At 32.8% G+C, this 26,750-nt stretch carries 23 protein-coding genes; 2 read left to right on the forward strand and 21 right to left on the reverse strand.

Annotated elements, in window-relative coordinates; all coding sequences use genetic code 11:
- Nucleotides 1-20 precede the first annotated feature (20 nt).
- The gene (locus EL082_RS07140; RefSeq protein WP_002466636.1) at nucleotides 21-1,259 is read right to left on the reverse strand and encodes a methionine gamma-lyase family protein; all 1,239 of its coding nucleotides are present in this window, start codon (nucleotides 1,257-1,259) and stop codon (nucleotides 21-23) included.
- Nucleotides 1,260-1,275: 16 nt separating this feature from the next.
- Entirely contained in the window at nucleotides 1,276-2,517 is a 1,242-nt protein-coding gene (gene hflX, locus EL082_RS07145; RefSeq protein ID WP_002466639.1) for a GTPase HflX, read from the reverse strand.
- A 109-nt stretch (nucleotides 2,518-2,626) separates the two neighbouring features.
- Here hflX and EL082_RS07150 point away from each other — a divergent pair, with 109 nt between their 5' ends.
- Complete coding sequence (locus EL082_RS07150) at nucleotides 2,627-3,103, forward strand: glutathione peroxidase (RefSeq protein ID WP_002451266.1); 477 nt, start codon at nucleotides 2,627-2,629, stop codon at nucleotides 3,101-3,103.
- Nucleotides 3,104-3,325: 222 nt separating this feature from the next.
- Here the strand turns inward: EL082_RS07150 and hfq are convergent, their stop codons facing one another.
- The 17 genes from hfq to EL082_RS07235 all read right to left on the reverse strand — a co-directional run bounded on the left by hfq (nucleotide 3,326) and on the right by EL082_RS07235 (nucleotide 23,165).
- Complete coding sequence (gene hfq, locus EL082_RS07155) at nucleotides 3,326-3,562, reverse strand: RNA chaperone Hfq (protein ID WP_002451265.1); 237 nt, start codon at nucleotides 3,560-3,562, stop codon at nucleotides 3,326-3,328.
- On the reverse strand, nucleotides 3,516-4,514 hold the full coding sequence (gene miaA / locus EL082_RS07160; RefSeq protein WP_019235885.1) for a tRNA (adenosine(37)-N6)-dimethylallyltransferase MiaA: 999 nt from the start codon (nucleotides 4,512-4,514) through the stop codon (nucleotides 3,516-3,518). Before miaA ends, hfq begins: the two co-directional genes overlap by 47 nt.
- Before the next feature lies 1 nt (nucleotide 4,515).
- Entirely contained in the window at nucleotides 4,516-5,451 is a 936-nt protein-coding gene (locus tag EL082_RS07165) for an alpha/beta hydrolase (protein ID WP_015365054.1), read from the reverse strand.
- Nucleotides 5,452-5,693: 242 nt separating this feature from the next.
- A complete protein-coding gene (locus EL082_RS07170) occupies nucleotides 5,694-7,367 on the reverse strand; it encodes a glycerol-3-phosphate dehydrogenase/oxidase (protein ID WP_015365055.1) in 1,674 nt (557 codons plus the stop codon).
- A 172-nt stretch (nucleotides 7,368-7,539) separates the two neighbouring features.
- Complete coding sequence (glpK, locus tag EL082_RS07175) at nucleotides 7,540-9,039, reverse strand: glycerol kinase GlpK (RefSeq protein WP_002465648.1); 1,500 nt, start codon at nucleotides 9,037-9,039, stop codon at nucleotides 7,540-7,542.
- 143 nt (nucleotides 9,040-9,182) lie between these two features.
- Nucleotides 9,183-10,001: an MIP/aquaporin family protein gene (locus EL082_RS07180; protein WP_002465653.1), complete on the reverse strand. Its 819-nt coding sequence runs from the start codon at nucleotides 9,999-10,001 to the stop codon at nucleotides 9,183-9,185.
- Between the two features lie 269 nt (nucleotides 10,002-10,270).
- Nucleotides 10,271-10,804 carry a glycerol-3-phosphate responsive antiterminator gene (locus EL082_RS07185; protein ID WP_002465650.1) on the reverse strand — a complete coding sequence of 178 codons (534 nt, stop codon included), beginning with the start codon at nucleotides 10,802-10,804 and terminating at the stop codon, nucleotides 10,271-10,273.
- Nucleotides 10,805-10,818: 14 nt separating this feature from the next.
- The gene (mutL, locus tag EL082_RS07190; protein WP_002465649.1) at nucleotides 10,819-12,768 is read right to left on the reverse strand and encodes a DNA mismatch repair endonuclease MutL; all 1,950 of its coding nucleotides are present in this window, start codon (nucleotides 12,766-12,768) and stop codon (nucleotides 10,819-10,821) included.
- 11 nt (nucleotides 12,769-12,779) lie between these two features.
- On the reverse strand, nucleotides 12,780-15,395 hold the full coding sequence (gene mutS, locus EL082_RS07195) for a DNA mismatch repair protein MutS (RefSeq protein ID WP_002465652.1): 2,616 nt from the start codon (nucleotides 15,393-15,395) through the stop codon (nucleotides 12,780-12,782).
- A gap of 203 nt (nucleotides 15,396-15,598) precedes the next feature.
- Nucleotides 15,599-16,090, reverse strand: coding sequence for an energy coupling factor transporter S component ThiW (gene thiW / locus EL082_RS07200; RefSeq protein ID WP_002465647.1), 492 nt, complete (start codon nucleotides 16,088-16,090; stop codon nucleotides 15,599-15,601).
- A gap of 21 nt (nucleotides 16,091-16,111) precedes the next feature.
- Nucleotides 16,112-16,477 (reverse strand): YlbF/YmcA family competence regulator, encoded by a 366-nt coding sequence (locus tag EL082_RS07205; RefSeq protein WP_015365058.1) that lies wholly within the window; start codon nucleotides 16,475-16,477, stop codon nucleotides 16,112-16,114.
- Between the two features lie 2 nt (nucleotides 16,478-16,479).
- Nucleotides 16,480-18,024 carry a tRNA (N6-isopentenyl adenosine(37)-C2)-methylthiotransferase MiaB gene (gene miaB / locus EL082_RS07210; protein ID WP_002465480.1) on the reverse strand — a complete coding sequence of 515 codons (1,545 nt, stop codon included), beginning with the start codon at nucleotides 18,022-18,024 and terminating at the stop codon, nucleotides 16,480-16,482.
- A 363-nt stretch (nucleotides 18,025-18,387) separates the two neighbouring features.
- On the reverse strand, nucleotides 18,388-18,684 hold the full coding sequence (locus tag EL082_RS07215; RefSeq protein ID WP_002465478.1) for a thiamine-binding protein: 297 nt from the start codon (nucleotides 18,682-18,684) through the stop codon (nucleotides 18,388-18,390).
- A 56-nt stretch (nucleotides 18,685-18,740) separates the two neighbouring features.
- On the reverse strand, nucleotides 18,741-19,364 hold the full coding sequence (locus EL082_RS07220) for a poly-gamma-glutamate hydrolase family protein (protein WP_015365059.1): 624 nt from the start codon (nucleotides 19,362-19,364) through the stop codon (nucleotides 18,741-18,743).
- A 238-nt stretch (nucleotides 19,365-19,602) separates the two neighbouring features.
- Nucleotides 19,603-20,469: a 2-oxoacid:ferredoxin oxidoreductase subunit beta gene (locus EL082_RS07225; RefSeq protein WP_002451251.1), complete on the reverse strand. Its 867-nt coding sequence runs from the start codon at nucleotides 20,467-20,469 to the stop codon at nucleotides 19,603-19,605.
- The gene (locus EL082_RS07230) at nucleotides 20,470-22,230 is read right to left on the reverse strand and encodes a 2-oxoacid:acceptor oxidoreductase subunit alpha (RefSeq protein ID WP_103286309.1); all 1,761 of its coding nucleotides are present in this window, start codon (nucleotides 22,228-22,230) and stop codon (nucleotides 20,470-20,472) included.
- 143 nt (nucleotides 22,231-22,373) lie between these two features.
- On the reverse strand, nucleotides 22,374-23,165 hold the full coding sequence (locus EL082_RS07235; protein ID WP_103286310.1) for a TIGR00282 family metallophosphoesterase: 792 nt from the start codon (nucleotides 23,163-23,165) through the stop codon (nucleotides 22,374-22,376).
- A gap of 162 nt (nucleotides 23,166-23,327) precedes the next feature.
- Here EL082_RS07235 and EL082_RS07240 point away from each other — a divergent pair, with 162 nt between their 5' ends.
- Nucleotides 23,328-23,543, forward strand: coding sequence for a hypothetical protein (locus EL082_RS07240; RefSeq protein WP_002467042.1), 216 nt, complete (start codon nucleotides 23,328-23,330; stop codon nucleotides 23,541-23,543).
- A gap of 121 nt (nucleotides 23,544-23,664) precedes the next feature.
- Here the strand turns inward: EL082_RS07240 and rny are convergent, their stop codons facing one another.
- Complete coding sequence (gene rny, locus EL082_RS07245) at nucleotides 23,665-25,224, reverse strand: ribonuclease Y (protein WP_015365062.1); 1,560 nt, start codon at nucleotides 25,222-25,224, stop codon at nucleotides 23,665-23,667.
- Nucleotides 25,225-25,670: 446 nt separating this feature from the next.
- A complete protein-coding gene (gene recA, locus EL082_RS07250) occupies nucleotides 25,671-26,717 on the reverse strand; it encodes a recombinase RecA (protein WP_002451246.1) in 1,047 nt (348 codons plus the stop codon).
- Nucleotides 26,718-26,750 lie beyond the last annotated feature (33 nt).

Genomic DNA, 26,750 nt, shown 5'->3' on the forward strand with positions numbered 1-26,750 from the left:
GTCCCTCTCCTAATATCAAATTAAACAAGTCCTTGTTCTTTTAATTGAGTGACTGCACGTGTAACAGCTAATTTAACATGTTCATATGTTAAACCACCTTGAACATATGCTTCATATGGTTCACGTATAGGACCATCAGCAGACAATTCAATTGATGAACCTTGAATGAAAGTACCCGCAGCCATAATAACGTCATCTTCATAGCCTGGCATATAACTCGGCTCTGGGCTAAAATGTGCATTGATTGGTGATGCATGTTGGATACTTTGACAAAATGATATCATTTGTTCTTTTGTTTCAAATGTCACAGTTTGGATTAGGTCTGTACGTTTAACGTTATACTTAGGTGTTGTAGTCATATTTAATTTTTCAAGTAACAGACTCGTAAATAAAGCCCCCTTTAAACTTTGGCTGACGACGTGAGGTGCTAGGAAAAATCCTTGATACATTTCTTGTAGTGAATTTAAAGATGCGCCTGCTTCTTTACCAATACCTGGTGCAGTTAATCTATAACCACAACGCTCAATTAAATCCTTATTACCAGCGATATAGCCGCCTATTTTAGCTAATCCACCACCAGGATTTTTAATGAGTGAACCTGCAATTATATCAGCGCCAACTTCTGTAGGTTCTTGTTCTTCAACAAATTCTCCATAACAATTATCGACAAAGATAATGACATTCGGATATTGTGCTTTAATTGCCGAAATCGCTTCTTTAATTTCATCAACAGGTATTGAAGGTCGTTGATCATAACCTTTGGAACGTTGGATAGCAACGACTTTAGTTCGATCATTAATTGCATTTAGAACGCTAGGTATATCAATTTTACCCTCTGCTAATGCTACTTCATTATATGAAACACCATGTTCCTTTAAACTCTCAATGCCATTGCCGTTTACTCCGATAACTTCTAATAATGTATCGTATGGACTACCCGTGATATATAATAATTCATCACCGTATTTCAAATTACTTTGTAAAGCCAAGGTAATGGCATGTGTTCCAGAAATAATTTGTGGTCTTACAATGGCATCTTCTGCTTTAAATGTTCTTGCATAAATTTCTTCTAAATGATCACGTCCAAAATCATCATATCCATAGCCAGTTGTTCCTAATAAATCACTTTCTGTAGCTTTAACTGCATGAAACGCATCTAATACCTTTTCTTGATTAATCAAAGCAATGCGTTCAATATCTTTAAAGTACGGTGTCAATGTAGATTCTACATCTTCAATAAGACTTCTCATATCTGTCATCTTGCTAACTTCCTTTTTATATTTTTTTATATCCTTTAATTTCATAAGACTCGTCTTTTTCATTGAAATTGAGTTCACTGACGAGTGTATGTTGTTTTAAGAAATAAAGTCGATCTGCATCCGAACTTGGTACTGTCTCCTCGTAATACGTTAAACTATGCTTAATTTGATTGATTAATAAATTTTTCACTTTATCTTTATCTGATTCATCTCTACTTGAAACAAATACATAAGGTTGTTCAGAAACTGGTAAGTCCATATTACTTGGACATTGATCCTTTTTATTAAAAATCACTGATTGTGGAATTTGATTCATATCTAGCTGCTTAATAAGTTGATTGACAGTATCATATTGAGAGCGATACTCCGGATGACTTGCATCTACCACATGTAAAAGTAAATCTGCACCTTTAGCTTCTTCTAAAGTTGATTTAAATGCAGCTACTAGCGTTGTAGGTAATTTTTGAATAAATCCAACTGTATCCGAAATAATTAAATTAAATCCTTCATTGATTTGTATCTGCCGAGTTTTAGGATCTAATGTTGCAAACAATTGATTTTGTTCATATGTTGTTTCATTGGCTAACACATTAAACCATGATGATTTACCAGCATTAGTGTATCCTACTAATGCAATTTGAAAGACTTGATTCTGTTCACGTTTACTACGGTATCTGTCTCTGTGCTCAACAACAGTTTGTAATTGATGCTTGATTTCATTCATTCTTGTACGGATATGTCGACGATCCATTTCTAGCTTCGTCTCACCTGGACCACGTGTACCAATGCCACCACCAAGTCTTGATAAACTACGACCATGTCCCTGTAATCGTGGTAATAAATAGTCTAATTGTGCTAATTCTACTTGTAGCTTACCTTCTCTACTTTTTGCTCTTAAAGCAAAAATTTCAAGGATTAGCTGCGTTCTATCGATAATTTTTATGCCCAAATTGCCATTTAATGTTTTAGATTGAGCTGTCGTTAATTCATCATTAGTCACAACGACATCTATATCATGGAATTCTATAAAAGCTTGAATTTCTTCAATTTTACCTTTACCAACATAGTATTTGTGATCAACTTGTTCACGGTTTTGAGTGATTTGACCTTTAACATTTAATTGGCATGTCTCTGAGAGCGCTTCTAATTCTTCCATAGTAGATTCAAAATTAAATTCATTATCGTTTTGAGCATGTACACCGATTAGTACAGCCGTTTCTAATTTTTTCTTTGTATCATGTGTTGATAGCTGTGCCATGATATACATCTCCTTTTATTTTAGTTCTTAAATATTTTATCATAGTGCCAATATAAAGACTATTCGTCAATATTATGTTAAATTGTAATTAATTCGAAAGGGTGATCTTATGGAAAATATATATGACTTCGTTGTTGAAAAGAATACAGGAGAAACATATAAGTTAGAAGATTATAAAGATTATGTGATGTTAATCGTAAATACTGCAAGTGAATGTGGTTTCACACCACAATTTGAAGGGTTACAAAAGCTTTATGAAAAATATAAAGATCAAAAATTTATTATTTTAGGCTTTCCTTGTAATCAATTTGGTGGTCAAGAACCTGGATCGGGTGAAGAAGCTGCTCAAAACTGTAAATTAAATTACGGTGTAACATTCCCTATCCATCAAAAAATTGATGTTAAAGGAGAACATCAACATCCGTTATTCCGCTTCCTTACTGATGCACAACAAGGAATGTTTAATGAAAAAATTAAGTGGAACTTCACTAAGTTTTTAATAGATCGTGATGGTAATGTAGTTAAACGTTTTTCTCCGCAGAAGAAACCTGCACAATTAGAAAATGAAATCGAAAAACTTCTATAAAATATCAAACTTGAACTAATAAATTTAACATGAAAAAGCTTCATTTAAAGTGATGAGCAAAGGCGACAAGATAAACGCGAATGCTTACTTTAAATGAAGCTTTTTTGAATTACAATCTTTAATACGATAAAGCACTAATTAGAACCAATAAATCTTTTTCTCTTCTATGTAACTATTGCGACGTTCATTTTGATTTGTGCTTTACTGCACTTCAATTATGTCTTATTCTTCAGATGTTTCTGATGCTGATTCGTTTTCATCATCAATCATGAAAGTGCTGATCGCATGTTTGTAAATCAGATGTTGTTTTCCTTGTGAAACTAAACGAATCACTTGGCTGTCGAAATCTTCAATTGTTCCTTTCATTTGGAAACCATTTAGAAAGAACACAGTGACTTCTGTTTTTTCTGATTTAAAGTTCTCTAGTGCTTGATCTTGGATGTTTTCGTTTGCAATCATGTTCAGTACTCCTTTTATTTATTTGGGGTGTAATCTCATCTAACATCATTTGAAGTGACATATTTTCTCTATCTAACCAGTGAACGTTCATTTTATTCTTAAACCAAGTCAATTGACGTTTCGCGTACTTTCGCGAATTCTGTTTTAACTTATCAATAGCTGACTGTAAATCCATATTCCCTTTTACAACAGGTATTAATTCTTTATACCCAATTGCTTGCATACTTTGACTTGACTCATAGCCTTGTTCAACTAAGTGTTGCACTTCATTAAATAATCCGTGGCTCAACATAATATCAACACGTTTATTTATTTTTTCATATAATGTTTCACGCGACATTTCAATCCCTACTAATAATGTATCATAATTTTCAGTGAATTGTTGAACTTTCTTGCGATAACTTAAAAGTTTTTTTGTTTTTAAATAATATTCTATCGCTCTCAATACTCTTTTTCTGTTATTAGGGTGTATATTGTCAGCTGATTCAGGATCAAATGAATTAAGATATTCATGTAATTCATTATTATTTAAATTCGCCAATTCATTTAATTTAGATTTAACCTCTTTCATTTTCTCTTCTGAAACGGTTTCATCTTCAAATTGATAATTATAAAGTAAAGATTGAATATATAATCCAGTTCCACCAGCAACAATCGGTGTCTTACCTCTTTGAATAATATCATTGATACACTTTTCTGCTCGTTGTTTGAAATCATAAGCAGAAAATGTGTCATCAGGATTCAATATATCAATCATATGATGGGGAATACCGTCCATTTCTTCTTTTATAACTTTAGCAGTACCAATATCCATTTGTTTATATACTTGCATAGAGTCGCCACTAATAATTTCTCCATTACATCGTTTTGCTAATTCTATGCTTAATTCTGTTTTTCCAGACGCCGTTGGTCCTACAATTACAACTAGAAATGGCTTATCTGTATTACTCATCTTATTCACTCACTTTATTTTTCTTTAATATTTGCTTTTTAATCCATTCAAACATATGTTGCCAAGTTGTTAAATAATCATCTTCAAATAATATTTCATGGCGTTTATTTTTATATAATTGCACAGTTATGTGTTTGATTCCTGCTTTTTTATAAATCTTACCTAGTTTTTTAACACCTTTACCATATTCTCCAAAGGGATCATCTTTGCCTGAAATTAATAGTATAGGTAGATTGTGATTCATCTGCTTTAATGATTTAACATTGGCAGTGTCCATCATATATTTAACTGTTTGATAAATCAGTTGGTTAGATACTCTGAATCCACAATATTCATCATCGATAAATTTGTTCACTTCTTCTCTTTTGGTAGATAGCCAGTCACTTTCTGTTTGAGGTTGATCAATCTTTTTAGTAAATGATTTATTCATTAATTGGTTAACCCATTTAACTCGACGTCTTTTACCTAAAATAATAGTGATTAATTTCAATAAAACCATAGTGGGTATGCCTTTCCATTTAGGAAACATACCTGTGCCTGTTAATATGAGACCATTTGCAAATTGAGGGTATTGTTTTACAAATAGTCTTGCAATGATTGACCCCATTGAATGACCTAACACAATATAAGGTAGTTCAAAATGGCTATCATAAATGGTTTCTACTATTTCGTATGCATCGTCAACAACCTGTGTCATATCATTGAAGTGGCCTCTTTCATTTTCATCTATATTTTTACCGTGACCTCTATGATTATGTCTGAGCACATCATATCCTTGTAAATTTAATGCTTTAACTAACTCATTATATCGATCCATATGTTCAGCCATACCATGAAAAAGATGGACAATACCAATCGTTTCATTATTAGCTTTATCTATTTTCACTTCAATCATTGTTCCATCTTTGACTGTAATGTTGAATTGACTTTGACTCACGCATATACCCCCAAAACTTCTTATCTTCATTAATCATGTTTATTAATATAAACATACATATTATATTCAATATACCTTTTGATAACATCGGAATCAAATTGTATGCATATTGAGTTAACAATTCACATTCAGATATATTTTTTGGCTCATAAGCATGTATGACAAATATAACATTTCATATAAAAAAAACTACTAACATTGAGATAAAAAACTCAATGTTAGTAGTTTAAAATTAATTTTAATTATTCTTTAACTGCTGGTTGGTTGTTACCAGATTGTGCTTCATCAATCGCTTTATTCACTTCATCAGTATAAGCTTGTTTTTGACCTTCACTATATTGAAGCATATCTGCTAATACATCGATAACTGCATCTTTATATTGTAATACATCATCAATATTGAAGTATAATTTACCTGATCTACGTACAAGGAAGTCAGTTGGTTTAAATACCATTTCTTGTTGGATACCATAAATTAATTCTACATAGATTTCTAATGGTAATTTACTAGTATGGTATTGCGCAGTTTGAGCAATGTTGAATAAATCATCAACATTTGAACCGTATTTACTTGCTAAACGGTATGCTACATCTTCATCAATACCAAAACCTTTAGCAGCGTCTACTTTTTGTTTAACAAAGTGGTCAAAGTTTTTACTACCACCAACGTCACCACCAGAAATTTTCAATTCTTTAGTCGCACATGGTTTGAATGTTAAACCATATTCTTTTTTTAGACGTTTAGCTAATAAATCAACAATTTCTAACGCCATATGACGGTATCCTGTTAATTTACCACCCGCGATTGTTAATAAGCCAGACTCGCCTTCCCATACTTCGTCTTTACGAGAGATTTCTGAAGGGTCTTTACCTTCTTCTAAAATTAATGGACGTACACCAGCCCATGTTGATTCGATGTCTTCATCTTTTACATCAACTGTTGGGAACATGTAATTAATCGCATCTATTAAATAATCTCTATCTTCTTGCGTTGTTAATGGTGTTGCTTTTTCATTATCATAGAAAGTATCTGTAGTACCTACATATGCTTTCCCTTCTCTAGGAATCGCAAAAATCATTCGACCATCTTTTTCTGTATCAAAGTAAACTGCTTGTTGTAATGGGAATTTAGATTGATCGATAACCACGTGAACACCTTTTGTCAAACGTAATTGTTTGTTATTACGTGCATAGTCACCGCTTCTTACTTCATCTACCCAAGGTCCTGATGCATTGATTACTTTTTTAGCTTTGATAGGATATGTTTCATTATCAATCATATCTACTACTTCAATACCATTTACTTTTTTATTTGAATCGTAAGTAAAGTGTTCTGATTTTGTATAGTTAATGATTTCAGCACCTTTTTCAGCTGCTTTTTTCATCACTTCAATAGTTAATCTTGCATCATCTGTACGGTATTCAACGTAATAACCGCCACCTTTTAATCCATCTTGCTTCACTAAAGGCTCTTTATTAATTGTATCTTGTTTAGAAAGCATTTTTTTACGTTCAGATTTTTTAACACCTGCTAAACGATCATACATTGTTAAACCAATGGCAGTTGTAAATTTACCAAATGTACCACCTTTATGCATAGGTAATAACATCCATTCTGGTGTTGTTACATGTGGACCATTTTCATAAACAATTGCACGTTCTTTACCAGTTTCAGCTACAACGCCTACTTGTAGTTGTTTTAAATAACGTAACCCACCATGTACTAATTTTGTAGAACGTGAACTAGTCCCTTGAGCGAAGTCTTGCATTTCTACTAAAGCAACTTTCATGCCACGATTACTAGCATCTAATGCAATACCTGCACCTGTAATTCCGCCACCAATAATAACAACGTCATATTCTTCATTCTTTAAATTTCTCTTAATGTGATCCCTTTTTAGTGTTGATAAACCCATAATTCAACGCCTCCTATTTAGTATAAAAAAAGAGAGACTTATCCCACAATTACCATTTAATTGTACGAATAAATCTCTCATTTCTCGATTTCCTTATTAACTTGTTTCAAGTATAACATAAATAAGAAAATCTAGTCTATCTCATGCTTACAATTTATTAATTTGCCAAAGACTAATCTTCTAATTTAAATACTTGTGTAGCTTCTACAGCCTTTTTCCAACCTTTATAAAGCTTAGTACGTTGTTCTTCTTCCATTTTTGGTTCAAATTCTTCTTCAAGTTTCCATCTGTTAGCAATGTCATCTTTACTTTCCCAGAATCCAACTGCTAAACCTGCTAAGTATGCAGCACCAAGTGCCGTTGTTTCTTGAATTTCAGGTCTTTCTACAGGTGTATTAACAATATCTGCTTGGAATTGCATGATAAAGTTATTTTTAACTGCGCCACCATCAACTCGTAAGTTTTGAACTTCGATACCTGAATCTTTAGACATTGCTTCCATTACATCGCGAGTTTGATAACATAGTGATTCTAATGTTGCACGAATGAAGTGTTCTTTTTCAGTACCACGAGTTAATCCAAAGATAGCGCCTCTAGCTTCAGAATCCCAGTAAGGTGTTCCTAATCCAACAAATGCTGGTACAACGTATACACCTTCAGTTGAGTCTACTCTAGTCGCATAGTTTTCAGTTTGTGGTGCTGAATTAATCATTCTTAATCCATCACGTAACCACTGAATAGCTGAACCTGAAACAAAGATAGAACCTTCTAAAGCGTAGTTTACTTTACCATCAATACCATATGCGATAGTAGTTAATAATCCGCTGTCAGATTTAACTGCTTCTTCACCAGTGTTCATTAACATGAATCCACCAGTACCATAAGTATTTTTCACGTCACCTTTGTCGAAACATGCTTGACCAAATAAGGCAGCTTGTTGGTCACCAGCGATACCTGCAATTGGTACGTTTTGACCAAAGAAATGATAATCAACTGTATGTGCATAAACTTCACTTGAAGGTTTAACTTCAGGTAGCATACTTTCAGGTACTTCTAAAATATCTAATAATTCTTTATCCCATTTTAAGTCATGGATATTGAACATTAATGTACGACTTGCGTTTGTATAGTCTGTGATATGTGCTTCTTTACCAGATAATTTCCATACTAACCAAGAATCAATTGTTCCAAATAGTAAATCGCCATTATCAGCTTTTTCACGTGCACCATCAACATTATCTAAAATCCATTTGACTTTTGTTCCTGCAAAATATGGGTCTAATAATAAACCGGTTTTGTCACGGAATAATGCTTCATGACCTTGATCTTTCAATTCTTGGCAAATACTTTGAGTTTGACGAGATTGCCAAACAATTGCATGGTAAATTGGTCGACCAGTATTTTTATCCCAAACAACTGTTGTCTCACGTTGGTTTGTAATACCAATACCTTCGATTTGTTCTGCTCTAATGTTATGTTCGTTCATTACTTCTGCCATAACAGATAACACTGAAGTCCAAATTTCATTCGCATCATGCTCTACCCAACCTGATTGTGGGAAGTGTTGTTTAAATTCTCTTTGTGCTACACCTTTAATTTCGCCATCTTTATTGAATAAAATAGCTCTTGAACTAGTTGTTCCTTGGTCTATTGATAAAATGTATTTTTCCATAGGTATTTGACTCCTTTTGATGTCTTCAATATTATTTAAAGTATTTTAATGATAATTACTTATATCATATATCAACACATCATGTTAATTTATATGCAATTTTTTAATATCACATGCTAAAAATAAGATATTTCTTATCTTGATTAATAGATTGATTCAATATCGTTACTTTTAGAAGTTCTATTTAAAACCACACCTAATACTAATGTAATGATAACTAAAATAATACCAACTACACAACTTACATTAAATGTTTGTTTATAAAATACTTCATAAATGACTGCACCTAACATACCACCAGAGATTGGACCTAAAACAGGTACAATAGCATATGACCAGTTTGAACCACCTTTACCAGCAATCGGTAAAATGGCATGTGCGATACGTGGACCTAAGTCACGAGCAGGGTTGATTGCATAACCTGTTGTACCACCTAAACTTAACCCGATTGCAATAATTAAAGCACCAACAATTAATGGATTTAAACCATCGGCGATTTTATTTACACCGATGAATAAAATACCTAATGTTAAAGCTGTTGTACCAATAATCTCACTTAAAAAGTTTGCGAAATAATTTTTAATTGCAGGGGCTGTTGAGAACACGCCTAATTTTGTTGCTTGATCTTCTGTTGCTTTCCAATGTGGTAAATACATTAACCATACTAGAGCACCACCTACGATACCTCCAAGCATTTGGCAAACGATGTATCCTGGAACTTGTGCCCAACTAAATCCACCATCCATTGCTAACGCGATAGTAACTGCTGGATTTAAATGTGCACCTGAAAATTTACCAACTGCAAATGCACCCATTGCAACGGCTAAACCCCATCCTGTAGCGATAACAATCCAGTCAGCGTTATTACCAGCACTACGTTTTAAATTAACGTTAGCACAAACGCCGCCACCAAAAAGTATAAGGATGGCCGTACCTAAAAACTCTGCTAAATAAGCATTCATATAACTATTCCTCCCAAAATAGATAGGGAGACCCCTACAACGTTATAAAGCTGCAGAAATCTCCCCTTCTCTGTTCTAATATTAACTTTTAATAACTTGGTTATATATTACAGTTATGTTGTAAGCGTTGTCAATATTTTTGTTATAAATTTGTCAAAATTATTTCATTTCAATCCTCATTACTCAACTCATTTTTGATATATAAAAAGGAATCAGCGACTCATAAGTTCGACTGATTCCTTTACATAATAAAAGTTGCTATTTCATTGTTACCATAATTTTTGATTACTTGTTGTAATATATTCTGCACCATTATTAATGGCCTCTTCTACTTCAGATACTTCACTAATCAATCCACCTGCAATTACAGATGTATTTGTCTCTTCTTGAATACATCTTACTGCCTTATGTGCGATGCCTGGTAGAACTTCAACGAAATCTGGTTGTACCTTTTGTATTAATTCAATACTTCGGCTCAAAGCTTGACTATCAATAATAAACACTCTAAAGATAGTTAAAGTATTTAGTGACTTTGCTTTTTTAATCACTTTAGTCTTAGTTGAAACAATGCCTTTAGGTTTATACTGTTGAATAATATATTCACAAGAATATTCGTCATGACTTAAACCTTTGATCAAATCAATATGGATATAACATTCAATACCTTTATTTTTTAACAGATCTAATATACTTTTAAGATGACCGATATGCATATCCAACAGTACACATGATTTATATTCGGTTTTAATTAGCTTATCTAAGTCTTTCATATTTCTAATTGCTGGGAGTATATTTTCTTTCAAATGATTGCTCCTCTCTACATTACACGTTTAAATAATTTTTCTAATTCGTAATTCGAAAAGTTAATGATAATGGGTCTTCCGTGCGGGCATGTAAATGGATCTTCCATTTCACGCAATTGATCAATTAAATCTGCCATCTCATTATTTTTAAGATAATGATTAGCTTTAATCGACTTTTTACAAGACATCATTATTGCTGCATCTTCACGCATTTTTTTCACATCAATTTTTTTATTTTCTAATACGAGTTCTATCATATCTTTGATGATTTCTTCCGCTTCTGCTTTTGGAAACCAAACTGGATAACTATTAACAATATAATCATGTCCTCCGAAATGTTCAAGGTGTACGCCAACTCTGTCTAATTCCTCTTGATACTGATCGATAATGAATTGTTCATCTTTTGAGAAATGAAATGTCATTGGAATTAACAAGTTTTGAACTTCATTTGTTACTTCGCCAATTTTTTCTCTAAAATATTCGTATTTGATGCGTTCTTGAGCAGCGTGCTGATCAATCATAAACATGCCATTTTCATTTTGAGCAATGATATATGTGCCATGAACTTGTCCGACAACTTCCATATATGGTACACGTCGTCGTGTTGACGCACTCACCGCCCCTTTAATGTCATTTTCATTTCGATCTTCTTCTTGTTCTAGTGTCTCATTTTGATTATCTAATTCATTTAAAATATCTTTTTGATTATTGAAGTAATGATCATTATGATTACGTTTAATATATTGAGAGTCATTAAACAAAGTACTTTCATTGTCTTCATTCACTTGTGAAATATTTTGATTATTATCTTTTTCAAATGCCGATCCACTTAATTCATCTTGTTTTTCATCTTCAGATAAATGTGAACGATTTGGGTCTTCAATTTGTTTACGTTCAAAGTCTAACTTTTGTTGCTCAAAACTATTGAGTACTTTATTTTTCTTTGGATGAGTATCTAAATCATTTTTTGGAATAAGAATTTTATCTTTAAATGCTTCTCGTATTTTTTCTACTATCAAATCATATAGTTGTTCTTCTTTAGATAATCTCACTTCTAGTTTAGTTGGATGCACGTTGACGTCTACTAAAATAGGATCCATTTGAATATTGATATAACAAATAGGATATCGACCAATTGTTAGTAACGTATGATAACCTTCTACAATAGCTTTATTCAAAACGAAATTTTTAATATATCTACCATTGATAAATATAGAGATATAATGTTTATTACTTCTAGAATGTTCAGGTCTAGCTACATATCCTTCTAAATGGTAATCACTTGTATCACCTGTGATATGTACAAGATCTTTTGCCACTTTCATACCATAAATTTCTGCCATTACTTCATTTGTTTTCCCAGAACCATTCGTTTTGAGTAGTGTCTTGCCATCAGAAACAAGAGATATCCTTATATCTGGGTGACTCATTGCCATGCGATTTACAATATCAGTTATTTTCCCTAGTTCTGTATACAGACTTTTAATATATTTTAATCTGGCCGGTGTGTTATAAAATAATGATTCTACAAGGATATCCGTACCTTTTTTCGCTTTAGCTGGTTTTTGGTTAATAATTTCACCATTCTCAGCATATATTTCATGTCCATTTTCATTATCTGTACAGGTACGTAACGTTACTTTCGATACTGAAGAGATACTGGCTAATGCTTCACCACGAAAACCTAATGTTCTAATATGAAATAAATCATCATCTGCATCTAATTTACTTGTCGCGTGACGATGAAATACCAAACTTAAATCATCAGCTTCTATTCCTGTACCATTGTCTACTACGCGTATCGATGCAACACCAGATTGTTCTACTTCAATATTTATTTCAGTTGATTGGGCATCAATGGCATTTTCCAGTAATTCTTTAACAACCGAACTAGGTCTTTCGACTACTTCGCCAGCTGCAATTTTATTAGCTAAGGAGGTTTGTAGTTCTTTAATTTTTCCCATTTACAACACCTCTATTTTAATTGATTTTGTAATTCACTTAATTTTACCAATGCTTCAATTGGTGTCATATTTGATAAGTTTAATGACTTAATGTGTGCTTCAACCTCACTTTGTTGAGGTTCCGATTCAAATAAGTTAAATGACGCTTGTTCGAATGGCGTTTCTTTCTCTTCATACTTGTTTTGATGTGCCTTTTTATTAGGTGCCTTAGCTTCTTCAATTTGATATGATTCAGATTGAACAATCTGAGGTTCAGGACTATCAGATTTTTGTTCAAAATCATTCAAAATAACTTGCGCTCTTTGAATGACTTCATCAGGTAAATCTGCAAGTTTTGCTACTTGAATACCATAACTATCATCCACCGCACCATCTTTAACTTTGTGTAAGAAGATAAGCTCTCCTTTATATTCATTAGCAGCAACGTGTACATTTTTTAAACATGGTAATAGTTGATCTAATGTCGTAAGTTCATGATAGTGTGTTGAGAATAGCGTTTTAGCATGTGATGTTTGTGCGACATACTCTATCATCGCTTGTGCCAACGCTAAACCATCATACGTTGATGTTCCTCTTCCTATCTCATCAAAAATAATCAAACTATCCTCAGTAGCATAGGTTAATGCTTTTTGAGCCTCTAGCATTTCTACCATAAATGTACTTTTACCTGAAACTAAATCGTCTGCAGCACCAATACGAGTGAAAATCTGATCAAATATTGGTAATGTCGCAGATTCACAAGGTACATAAGCACCCATTTGAGCCATTATACTAATAATTGCAATTTGTCTCATATAAGTCGATTTACCAGACATATTAGGGCCCGTTATCAGATAAATAAATGTATCATTATCTAACGCACAATCATTAGGTACGTAATCATTATAATCCATGACACGTTCAACAACTGGATGTCTAGAATTTTCTAATTTTAATGTTTTATCATCACTAAAATGTGGTCGAACATAATTATATTTTTGAGCTATTTCGGCGAAACTTTGTAAACAATCTAGTTCCGATATGATTTTAGCCTGTTTTTGAAGTCTCTCAGTATATTCTTTAATATGTTCTCTTAATTTGACAAATAATTGATATTCTAACTCTATTGCTTTATCTTCAGCACCTAATATAATATCTTCTTTTTCTTTTAACTCATCTGTTATAAAGCGCTCAGCATTAGATAATGTTTGTTTACGATTATATCCAAACTGTGCTGGTTCAAAGCCTTGCAAGTTAGCACGAGTAATCTCGATAAAGTAACCAAATACTTTATTAAAGCTTATTTTCAGAGATTTAATACCAGTACGTTCTCTTTCTTTCGCTTGTAATTCAGCGAGCCAAGATTTACCGTTACGTGATGCTTCTAAATATTCATCTAATTGTTGATTAAATCCGGATTTAAATAGGCCACCATCTTTGACTGAAATAGGTGGTTCTTCAACCAAGCTATTTTCTAAAACTTCGAGTAAGTCATCAAGCGGTTCGAGTGCATCAAATTGAGTAATCTTATCACTATCTAATTGACTTAATAAATGCTTTATATTAGGTATTTCACTAATTGAATGTTTAAGTTGAATTAAATCACGTGCGTTTACATTTCCATAACTTACACGACCTACTAGTCTTTCTATGTCATACACTTGATTTAAATAGTTTCTCAACGTATCTCGTTCGATAAAATGATTAATAAACTCATCAACGATATTTAATCGTTCTTCAATTTGTTGTTTATATATTAACGGACGGTCTATCCACTGTTTTAGTCGTCTTGCACCCATCGGCGTCTTCGTTTCATCCATCAACCATAAAAGCGTGCCTTTTTTAGATTTTAATCTAATGCTTTCAGTTAATTCTAAATTTCTTTTGGCATAGAAATCCATCTTCATAAAATCAATTGCAGCATATTGTTGTACATCTTCCAAGTGTGATAAATCTCTTTTTTGTGTATGTTGTATATAATCTAACAATAATTGCGTTGATTGTTGCATGTGCTGATGTTCAATGTTATTCACTTCAAAATATTGACTTGAAATCTCATCTCGAACTGTAATGGTTTCTGTAATCATATTAATTTGTCGTTGCATATTTTCAGATAAAGGTTCACAAATGACTATTTCATTAGGATTGATAGTCGTGATTTCATTTAATAATGTAGCTTCATCTTCAAAATGTGTGGTTTTTAATTCACCTGTTGAAATATCACAATAACTTAATGCATATTCTTGTGGCGTTTGAATAAAACTCAAGATATAGTTATTTTGCTTTTCATCCACGCCGCCTTGATCCATAACTGTCCCTGGCGTTACGATTCGAACAACTTCTCTTTTAACCATACCTTTAGTTTGTTTTGGGTCTTCCATCTGTTCGCAAATCGCTACTTTATACCCGTTATTAATTAGCGTCTCTATATAACTATCTGCTGAGTGATAGGGAACGCCACACATAGGTATAGGATTATCTTTTTTGGCATCTCTTTTTGTTAAAGTAATTTCTAATACTCTTGATGCTTCTTTAGCATCGTCGAAGAACATTTCATAAAAGTCTCCAAGTCTAAAGAATAACAAGCAGTCATCATATTCTGATTTGATTTTTAAATATTGTTGCATCATTGGTGTCACATTTGACATAAAGTTCTTCACAACCCTTATTTTATAGTCTTTTTCTTTAAATATTTTAATCATTTTATGTAATTTTTTACGTACTATTTAACTCATCTATTTTAACATATACAATCATATCTAGCCCATTATCTAAAATGAACCAAAAAAATACGCACAGTCCTATGTGCTTAAACATAACAGTTACACATTAGACTATACGTACTCAATCATCATTTTTGAAAACGATCTAAGAGACCTCGTCGTTTTAATATTATTAATATAACATAACTAATTGCTGCACCTATAATACTAGATACAATGAAAGCAGTCATAAGCGGTTTTACAAAGAAATTTTGTAAGTTAAGTACCCATGCTAATGGAATACAAATCAAACTTCCTATAATACCTGTTCCTAATACTTCACCAACAGCAGCCATAAAGATATGCTTACGATACATATAAAATAAACTAGCTAAGAATACACCAATCATACTGCCTGGAAATGCAAACACACTCCCTGTACCAAATGTTACGCGTAAAATGGATGATATTAAAGCTTGTGCTAATCCATACCAAGGCCCTACAAAAACTGCACAAAGTACATTAACTAAGTGTTGCATAGGTGCTGCTTTGATTGGACCAAGCGGAATGACAATGATACTGCTTAAGATGACATTAATCGCTATCAATAGCGCTGTTATGGTTAATTTTCTAATATTCAATGCATTGTCTCCTTATCCAATTTATTTGTCGTGGTAGTTCTCATTATGCTCATTTAAGCGATTTTCCATCGTTTTAATCATCATTTGTAATAGATCATTAGCTTCATATTGTGACGCACGAAATTCTTCAACAATTGGTAATTCATTGATTTCATTTTCTAATTGATGGATTTGATCCTCTGATTGATGAAACGCCGTTTCTTTACCATAATTTTGTAAGTTAACTGATTGTTTTTGTTGCTTTTTTAATTGATTCATTTTATTTTCAATCGCTTTATTATTATGAATTTGAGATTCAATTGATTGATATTCTTTAATCATTTCTAAATTTTTAATCTTCTGTGCTAATTGATCCGCATTAGAAAGTATTTGTTTTTTATTATACATTATTATTGCATCACCAATTCTCTTTGATGTTCTCCTATAAAAGTACCATTTAAAGAATATTGTTTAGCTTCATCAATTTTAACATCTACTAACTTACCAACCATTTCTTTTGGTGCTTTAAAATTAACTAATTTATTTTTTGAAGTATATCCCGCTAAAACAGTATCATCTTTTTTACTTGAGCCCTCACATAAAACTGTAACAATTTCATTTTCATATTGGCTCATAGCTTTTTGAGAGTACTCACCGACCTTTTTGTTTAAGCGTTGTAGACGTTCTTTTTTAACATCGGTAGGTACATTGTCTTTCATTTTAGCAGCAGGTGTACCGTCTCTTTGAGAATATAAATAAGTATATGCATGTTCAAATCCTACTTCATCATATAATGTTAAAGTATCCTCAAATTGTTCTTCAGTTTCATTAGGGTAACCTACAATAATATCTGTCGTTAAGGCAATATTGGGAATGGCTTCTTTTATACGAGATACTAAATCTAAATAACTTTCTCTCGTATATTTTCTACCCATAATTTTTAATACTGCATTATTTCCTGACTGCACTGGCAAATGAATATGCGGAACAATATTACCTCCATTAGCAATTACTTCAATCATACGATCTGTAAAGTCCCATGGATGACTAGTTGTAAATCTTACTCTTGGAATATCAATTTTAGAAATATCTTCTAGTAAATCGCCTAAACCATAGTCAAGTCCTTCAATGTCTTTACCATAAGAATTAACATTTTGGCCTAATAATGTAATTTCTTGATACCCTTCTCTTGCCAATTCTCTTACTTCATCAATAATGTCTTCTGGTCTACGACTACGTTCTTTACCTCTCGTAAATGGTACGATGCAATATGTACAGAATTTATCGCAACCATACATAATATTTACCCATGCTTTAATATGACCATCACGAACTTTAGGGAGATTTTCAATAACATCTCCCTCTTTAGACCATACTTCTACAACCATTGCTTTTGATAAGTAGGCTTCCTCTAAAATTTCTGGTAGACGATGTATATTGTGAGTACCGAAAATCATATCGACATTTTGATATGATTTTAATATTTTGTTTACAACTGATTCTTCTTGAGACATGCAACCGCATACCCCAATTAAACAATCTGGTCTTTCCTTTTTTAAATGTTTCAAGTTACCGATTTCACTGAACACTTTATTTTCTGCATTCTCACGAATTGCGCAAGTGTTGATTAAAATAACATCAGCAGTGTTAATATCAGTCGTTGCACTATAACCTAAAGCTTCTAAAATCCCCGCCATCACTTCAGTATCATGTGCATTCATTTGACAACCGTACGTTTTAATTAAAAATGTACGTTCTTTACCCATGCCACGATATTTTTCATCTATTTGAAAGTCTCTATTGTACTCAACTTCTTGTTTTCCACGTTTTTTTGCTTCTTTTAAATTCGGTGGTTGATACACATGTTCAAAATATTTGCTATAATCTTTTTCTTCTTTACGATTACGTTCTGCTAAAATATCTATCGTACCAGCTTTTCTCTGCTCTTCATTCACTATTAAAAATCCTTTCTATATGCCCATATATCATTTCTACATTATATTAAATTTAATACAAAAGTGCAAAAAGCGTCACCATTCATTCAAACAAAAAAAGGCTAAAACCAAAGCTACTAGCATCATTGTCTAAACGGATAATATGAAAGAAAAGCTTTCTTTCTGACTACATTAAAAATTTGTTAGCTACAATAAACATAATTGAAATGAATTTATGCTTTGTACATATAACTAATTATTATCCGATTGGAATACCATCATTTGCCACTCAAAACAGTAAAGCTTTTGGTTTTGCCTTATTTGTCCACTATTATTTCTATAAATTTTATAATTCGTTAGGAATTGCAGTAAATCATTTTAATTTTACTCTGCATCATATTTTCCTGTTAATGTTTCTATTTCAATACCTTCAGGGACATGATAAAACTTAACTTGACTTATTGTACTTGGACACTCTAGTTCAACCATTCGTTGATTTAATTTTTGTATTAAAATTAGACATTCATTCATGTCTCCTTGGACTGTTGTCTCGAGAGGACCAACACGGTAATGTAATCCAGATTGGTCAATGATTTTAATTGCTTCATCCACATAAGGAATAACATCTTCATTGTTTGGTGTTTTAGGTATAATTTGAATACTCATCAATGTATCGATCATTTTTTGCACCTCAATTTATATTATATATCGTTTTATATGCTTATTTACATTCTTATCTAATTTTCCACTTTATCAAGTGCTGTTGCAAGTGCATTAGCAAAATCATATAAAAAATCATCCCAATTGCTTTTCTCTTCTCTACTTTTCCGACCAATTTTTCCATCTTTAAAAAATTGCTTTCTTAAAGATTTCGTTAATTCAAGTTGAACGCCACCCTTAATACGAGTTTGATTCACAATATTCTCTTTTTGCTTACCAGACATTGTAGAAGGCGCATGCTCCACATTCACACCAATTTTATCAAGTTCTGATGTGATAAGTTCAATTAACGCTTCATCTTTCCCACCGATGTAAGCGACTGATTCATGTCCAGTACATCCATGTATTGAAATAGCTCTTTTACTTTTTTGAGTCAATTGACAAGCCGTATCATTATCGTAGTGTATAGATGTCACATGTAATTCATTATTACCTTTACTTCTATCCCCTTTAAAAGTAAAAAAATTATAATCATTGGTTTGCGCAGTGACTAATGCTAATTCGCTAGTTGCAGGTTCGATACCACCGCCATGAATAGCTAGAATAGTAACATCATGATGATTATCTATGGATTCGATATGCCAATCTTTATCTTCATTAGTATATTTTTGTAATTCATTCATCGTACTATATTTATCCATACCTAAACCTCCTCAGTTGATCTTTACTATTCTATTCCACAAACATTATATATTTAATGCTAATTTACAAAATCATTATAATACTAACAAATTTATAAAAACGAAAATGCCCTTTTCAAATTATAAAATTGGATATGTAGTTAGTTAAATATTTCTTATGATTTCAAACTTTAAATGTATAAGTCAAAAATATAATTAGCCTGAGACATCTTTTATGCCCCAGGCTAAATAATCAAAGTTATACAAATTGTTTAGTTAAATCATTAAATGTTTCTTCAGAAATGTGAATGTCTTTTTTAGCTAATGCTTCGCCTTCCATTTCTTCAATTTGTGACTCATATGAAGGTGTCTCAGTATCTTGATAAACAATACCTTTAACTAGTGATTCGTGTTCCAACACAGTTTGAATGGCTAGTTGTTTATTAGTTGGATCATAATTTTCAATATCGTCAATACTAATTAAGTTTTCTTTAAACCAGTCATACGTATTAATTTTATTATAAGTCACACAAGGTGAAAATACATTCACAAATGAAAAGCCGTCATGGTTGATTGCATCTTCAATTAATTTCGTTAGTGCTTTGATATCACTTGAAAAACCTTGAGCTACAAACGTTGCACCAGATGATAACGCTAATTCTAAAGGTGCTACATTTTTCTCAATATTTCCTTTTGGCGTTGATTTTGTAACAAAGCCTACAGCTGATGAAGGTGATGTTTGTCCTTTAGTTAAACCATAAATTTGATTATCCATAACAATATAGGTCATATTCATATTTCTACGTAAAGCATGAATTGTATGTCCCATGCCAATAGCATATCCATCACCATCTCCACCAGAAGCGATGACAGTTAAATCTTTATTAGCCATTTTTACACCTTGTGCAAGTGGTAATGCACGACCGTGTATCGCATGGACCCCATATGCATTAATGTAACCAGATAATCTACCTGAACAACCAATTCCTGTAATGAGTGCAACTTCCTCAGGTTCTAGTCCTACATTTGCTGCTGCTTTTTGTATAGCAGCTTGAACAGAGAAATCGCCACACCCAGGACACCAGTTTGGCTTAACATTATTTCTAAAATCTTTAAATGTAGCCAATTAGACCAACTCCTTTAATTCTTTGGCAACTTCTAAACCTTTATCTTCAATTTCATGTGGTAAGAATGGTGTGCCATCATATTTCGTTTGATTCACCAATTTATCTTGACTATTAACGTTCATTTTAATAATACTTGCTAATTGCCCTTGATAGTTATGTTCTGCAATAATTACTTTTTGAGCTTTATCAATTGCATTTTGGATCGTTTCTGTAGGGAAAGGATGCAGTTGTCTAATTTGTAACGTATTAACAGCAACATTTTGATTATTTAAACGTTGTGCACCTTCTTGAATTGCCCCTTTACTAGAAATAAATCCAATATATAAAATATCTGCTTGTTCATGATTTTCAGTAAGTTCTACTGGATTTTCTATTAGAAGATTTTTCGTTTTTCTCATACGTTTATCCATTTGTTGTTGACGATTTGCAGCAGCTTCACTTGTCTTACCTTCTTCATTATGTTCAACACCGGTAATGTGATGAATGCCGCCTTTAGTACCTGGAATAGGTCTAGGTGAAATACCGCTTCCTGTTAATGCATATCTTCGGAAGTATGTTTTGTCATCTTCTTCTCGTTCTATATCAGATTGAATGAGTTCTCCGCGTTTAATTTGAATTCTATTATAATCTAGATTTTTAACAGTTTGTTTACCTAATGATAACTGTAAATCGCTTAATATAATTACAGTACATTGGTATTCTTCTGCTAAGTTAAATGCTTCCATGGTTAAATAAAATGCATCTTCTGCATCTGTTGGCGCAACAACGATTTTAGGAATATCGCCATGTGTACCGTATATCATTTGCATTAAGTCTGCTTGTTCTTGTTTTGTAGGTAAACCAGTTGATGGACCACCACGTTGTGTATTAATCACAACAAATGGCGTTTCAGTCATACCTGATAAGCCTATTGATTCCATCATTAATGATAATCCTGGACCTGCACTAGCTGTAAAACCTCTAACGCCTGCATAATTTGCACCAATGGACATCGTTGCAGCTGCTATTTCATCTTCTGTTTGAACAACTGTTCCGCCCACTTTAGGTAAATTAGCAATCATGTACTCCATAATCTCAGATGCTGGTGTAATAGGATAGGCAGCCATAAATCTTGAACCTGCTGAAATAGCACCTAATCCAATAGCATCATTACCAATCATATAAAGATGTGGTGCTTCATTACTTTCCTGTAATTCAAAGTCACCATTGATATCGGTTAATTGTTCTTTCATTAGCTGATATCCTTGATTTAATGCTTGAATATTCATTTCAACTACTTTGTCACCTTTTTTAGTGAACATATTAGTAATTAAATCTTCAAACGTAGATGTATCTAAATGCATTAATGCTGATGTAGCACCGATTGCCACCATATTTTTCATTAATGCAGTACCTAATTCTTTTGCAGTACTTGTAAACGGTAAATCTATAAGTTGTGCCTGACAATTTTCAGGTTTAACTGGTTTCGCTTTTGAATCGGCGATAATAATACTATCTTCACGCATCTCATGATGATTAACTTCAATAGTCTCTTGGTCAAATGCTATTAAAATATCTAAATCATCACTTATCGCATGTACTGGAGATGTAGACACACGAATTTTATTGTTTGTGTGTCCGCCTTTGATACGACTTGAAAAGTGTCTATAGCCATATAAGAAATAACCTTTTCTATTCATTGCCGTCGCAAAGATTTCACCAGTTGATTCAATACCTTCACCTTGTTGTCCGCCCACTTTCCATGATATTTGTGATTTCATATCATAAGCCTCCTGTGGTTTTAATTCATATTAAATGATAACAAAAAGAACCACTGTATTACTATGTAAACAGTGGCGTGTTTTTAAATTCATACTAATGGACGATAACTAATTGTAACTGTAATGTCACATGTCTTTTACTATCATTTCATAGGATTATCGTCATTAATCAGTATTCTTTCAATGTTTGTCGTTTTACCATTTTTATCAATATCAATGATAACACCTGATAACACACTTCGACCATTGTCAGGCACTACATGACGTTGAGGTAAACTTGTAATAAATCGTTCAATTACTTCATCTCTATTAATACCTAATATGCCATCGTAAAATCCAGTCATACCTACATCAGTAATATATCCAGTGCCACTAGGTAAAATACGATTATCTGATGTTTGGATATGAGTATGTGTACCTACTACTGCACTGACTCGACCATCTAAATACCATCCCATAGCATTTTTTTCCGATGTTGTTTCAGCATGAAAGTCTACAAAGATATAAGGCGTCACCTTTTGCGCTTCTTTAACAAGTTCATCAGCTTTTTTAAATGGATCATCTATATCTTGCATAAAAGCTCTACCTTGTAAATCAATAATCGCTAATTTAATATCATTGATTTGAATAATTCGCATACCAACACCAGGTGCTTCACTCGGGAAGTTAGCTGGTCTGACCATTCTTTTAGCTTCATCGATAAATTCATAAATCTCACGTTGACCGTATGTATGATTGCCCATAGTCATAAAATCAACGCCTTCACGAAGCAATTGCTTATATATTTTTTCAGTCAGTCCTTTACCATGTGCTGCATTTTCTGCATTTACGATGGAAACGGTAGGACGATATTCTTGTTTTAACTTGGGTAAATATGTTGAGATTGCATTTCTACCAATCTTACCAACGATATCTCCTATAAATAATATTCTCATGCCATGTTCATCCTCTCATACAAATAAGTTTAATAGATAGATAACTTTATTTAAAGTACTCTTTGAAAATTATTTATTTGAGTATTAACTGTCTTTGCTTTTTTATCAACATATATTATGTTAATATATGTTTATCAAAAGTTTAGGAGTTGTAAATAATAAATGTCTATTAATATCGATCCTGAAAAATTTGCAGAATTAGTAGTAAGTTCTAACCCATCTAAATCAGAAGATGTGGAAGATATCGCAAAAGATAGCTTAAAATTATATATCAACGCATATCGCTTAGCTGAAAGATACGCTAACATTGCTACTAACTGTTATGACACAGCTGAAATTATCCAAGAATTGAAAAAAACAGATTTACAATTAAAATAAACAATTTTAATATTAACACAATACAAATATCAGTGCTTATTGATTTTCATCAAATCAATAAGCACTTTTTTCTTTATATTAAAAGCCCCTAATCATCAATACGATGATTAGGGGTAAGAAATTATTTAGCATATTCTACTGCTCTAGTCTCTCGAACAACTGTCACTTTGATATGACCTGGATATTGTAATTCATCCTCAATTTGAGTTTTAATATCTCTAGCCAATCGGTATGATTTTAAATCATCTATTTCTTCAGGAGATACGACCACACGGATTTCTCTTCCTGCTTGAATTGCGAATGCTTTTTCAACACCATCATAACTTTCAGAAAGTGCTTCTAAACGCTCTAAACGACGAATATAATTTTCTAATGTTTCTTTACGAGCGCCAGGACGAGCTGCTGATAATGCATCAGCTGCTGCAACTAAAATTGAGATAATAGATGTTGGTTCAACATCACCATGATGAGAATGAATAGCATTAATGATTGTTTCATTTTCACCATATTTTTTCGCCAATTCAACACCTATTTCAACGTGACTGCCTTCAACTTCATGGTCAATTGCTTTACCTACGTCATGAAGTAAGCCAGCACGTTTCGCTAAGGTAACATCTTCACCTAATTCTGCTGCTAACATTCCTGATAGATGTGCTACCTCAATTGAATGTTTAAGCACATTCTGTCCATAACTTGTACGATAATTTAAACGGCCAAGTATTTTAACTAAGTCAGGATGCATGTTATGAACATTTATTTCGAATGTTGCTTGTTCACCAGCGTCTCTAATGATATCGTCTACTTCTTTTCTAGCTTTTTCGACCATATCTTCAATGCGTCCAGGGTGGATTCTTCCATCTGAAACTAGGTTAACTAAAGCTGTTCTAGCGATTTCTCTTCTGATAGGATCAAAACCAGATAAAATGACAGCTTCTGGTGTATCATCGATAATTAAATCGATTCCCGTAAGTGTTTCAAGTGTTCGAATATTTCTTCCTTCACGTCCGATTATTCGACCTTTCATTTCATCATTTGGCAAGTTTACAACTGAAACAGTTGACTCAGTTGTATGATCTGCTGCTAATCTTTGTACCGTAGTAGCTAACAATTCTTTTGCGGTTTTATCTACTTTTTCTTTAGCTTCTCTTTCTTTTTCCTTAACAAGTATTGCAATATCTTGTGACAGTTCTTCTTCAACTCGTTGAAGTTGCTCTTTTACAGCTTCTTCTTGAGTGAGACCGGAGATGCGTTCTAATTCTTGTTCATGCTTCATTATTAATGTTTGAACACTACTCTCTTTTGCATCTACTTGTTGTTGTCTTTCTTCAATTTTTGATTCTTTTTGCTCTAAAATCTCATCTTTTTTATCTAATAGATCAGATTTTCGCTCTAAGTTCTCTTCTTTTTGAAGAAGTCGGGTTTCTTGTCTTTGTAATTCACCACGTCTTTCACGTAGTTCATTTTCAGTTTGTTCTCTTAAAATTTGGTTTTCTTCTTTTGCTTCAAGCAACTTTTCTTTCTTAGTGTTGTCTGCTTCTTTGTGTGCTTGATTAACAATGTCGTCGGCTGTTTGTCTAGCCTGAACTTGTTTCTGATGCAATAAATTTCGGGCAACAACATACCCTACAACAACGCCTAGAATTATACCCAGCAAAATGAGTAGGAGGCCTAATAAATTCACATAAACACCTCCTTTATCTAGGGTTTGCTCTGTATATCAAAATCAATATGATTATATGAAATTATATAAGAATCATACATACTAATTGTACGGTTTTACACTTATAAGTGTCAAGATATCAATTTGAACTTATCAGTATCATAAATGTATTAAATGCGTATATTACAAGATTTAATTTTTAACTTTTAAATTTCTATATAAATAAAAAAGAGGTGAAGACATAAAGTTTTGGTACTCTGGAGAACCGATAACCGGTATCCCAACAGTAGGATTTATCTACAGTGCTATTAGTTTTCATATAAAAAAACCACCTAACACTGCATGTTGAGCAATAAAATTCTTATGATTCAACAAACATTTAAAAAGTAAGTTTGCTCATCATACAGTTCTGCTCATATCCTAAATACTTTTGTCTTGACCTCATTCAATCAATACATTAAATTATTTTATTCTTCATCAAATAATGACTTCGGTGCGTCTTCTTCTTTTTCTTCTACATCACCATCAAAAATACCGAGCTTCTCACGTAGTTTTTGATCGATTTCATCTTTAATTTGAGGATTTTCTTTAAGGTAAGTTTTAACGTTTTCTTTACCTTGTCCCATTCTTTCACCATTATATGAATACCAAGCTCCAGATTTATCAACGATTTCATTTTCAACACCAAGATCAATCAGTTCGCCTTCTTTAGAGATACCTTGACCATACATGATATCAACTTCTGCAACTCTGAATGGTGGTGCAACTTTGTTTTTAACTACTTTAATCTTAGTTCTATTACCAACAATCTCTTGTCCTTGTTTCAATTGTTCAGCACGACGAACTTCTAAACGAACAGAACTATAGAATTTTAATGCTCTACCGCCTGGTGTTGTTTCAGGGTTACCGAACATCACACCTACTTTTTCACGAATTTGGTTAATGAAGATGGCAGTCGTATTTGATTTGGAAATAGCTCCAGATAGTTTACGTAATGCTTGTGACATTAATCTTGCTTGCAAACCAACATGAGTATCTCCCATTTCACCTTCAATTTCAGCTTTAGGTGTTAATGCAGCTACTGAATCGACTACTACGATATCGACTGCACCACTACGAACAAAAGCTTCAGCAATCTCTAAACCTTGTTCCCCATGATCAGGTTGTGATAAATATAGATTATCAATATCTACACCTAGTGCTTGAGCATAAACAGGATCTAATGCATGCTCAGCATCAATAAATGCAGCAACGCCACCGTTTTTTTGTGTTTCTGCAATAGCGTGTAATGCAACTGTAGTTTTACCAGAACTTTCTGGTCCATATATTTCAATAATTCTTCCTTTAGGATAGCCACCTACACCTAATGCGTTATCTAATGTAACTGAACCACTTGATGTACTTGAAACTCTGCGACCTTTATTATCGCCTAATTTCATTACTGCACCTTTACCAAATGATTTTTCCATATTTTTTATTACTGTATCGAGAGCTTTTTGACGTTCGTTATCCAAAGCGAGACCTCCTAAATTGAGAATGTTTTCTGT

This window comes from Staphylococcus warneri, from assembly GCF_900636385.1.
GTDB classification, from domain to species: domain Bacteria; phylum Bacillota; class Bacilli; order Staphylococcales; family Staphylococcaceae; genus Staphylococcus; species Staphylococcus warneri.

Excerpts from the sequence above, each read along its gene's own strand:
- EL082_RS07140 (WP_002466636.1), bottom strand. The coding sequence starts at position 1,259 with ATGACAGATATGAGAAGTCTTATTGAAGATGTAGAATCTACATTGACA.
- hflX (WP_002466639.1), bottom strand. The coding sequence starts at position 2,517 with ATGGCACAGCTATCAACACATGATACAAAGAAAAAATTAGAAACGGCT.
- EL082_RS07150 (WP_002451266.1), top strand. The coding sequence starts at position 2,627 with ATGGAAAATATATATGACTTCGTTGTTGAAAAGAATACAGGAGAAACA.
- hfq (WP_002451265.1), bottom strand. The coding sequence starts at position 3,562 with ATGATTGCAAACGAAAACATCCAAGATCAAGCACTAGAGAACTTTAAA.
- miaA (WP_019235885.1), bottom strand. The coding sequence starts at position 4,514 with ATGAGTAATACAGATAAGCCATTTCTAGTTGTAATTGTAGGACCAACG.
- EL082_RS07170 (WP_015365055.1), bottom strand. The coding sequence starts at position 7,367 with ATGGGTTTATCAACACTAAAAAGGGATCACATTAAGAGAAATTTAAAG.
- glpK (WP_002465648.1), bottom strand. The coding sequence starts at position 9,039 with ATGGAAAAATACATTTTATCAATAGACCAAGGAACAACTAGTTCAAGA.
- EL082_RS07180 (WP_002465653.1), bottom strand. The coding sequence starts at position 10,001 with ATGAATGCTTATTTAGCAGAGTTTTTAGGTACGGCCATCCTTATACTT.
- mutL (WP_002465649.1), bottom strand. The coding sequence starts at position 12,768 with ATGGGAAAAATTAAAGAACTACAAACCTCCTTAGCTAATAAAATTGCA.
- mutS (WP_002465652.1), bottom strand. The coding sequence starts at position 15,395 with ATGTCAAATGTGACACCAATGATGCAACAATATTTAAAAATCAAATCA.
- EL082_RS07205 (WP_015365058.1), bottom strand. The coding sequence starts at position 16,477 with ATGTATAATAAAAAACAAATACTTTCTAATGCGGATCAATTAGCACAG.
- EL082_RS07215 (WP_002465478.1), bottom strand. The coding sequence starts at position 18,684 with ATGATCGATACATTGATGAGTATTCAAATTATACCTAAAACACCAAAC.
- EL082_RS07220 (WP_015365059.1), bottom strand. The coding sequence starts at position 19,364 with ATGGATAAATATAGTACGATGAATGAATTACAAAAATATACTAATGAA.
- EL082_RS07230 (WP_103286309.1), bottom strand. The coding sequence starts at position 22,230 with ATGAAATCACAAATATCATGGAAAGTGGGCGGACAACAAGGTGAAGGT.
- EL082_RS07235 (WP_103286310.1), bottom strand. The coding sequence starts at position 23,165 with ATGAGAATATTATTTATAGGAGATATCGTTGGTAAGATTGGTAGAAAT.
- EL082_RS07240 (WP_002467042.1), top strand. The coding sequence starts at position 23,328 with ATGTCTATTAATATCGATCCTGAAAAATTTGCAGAATTAGTAGTAAGT.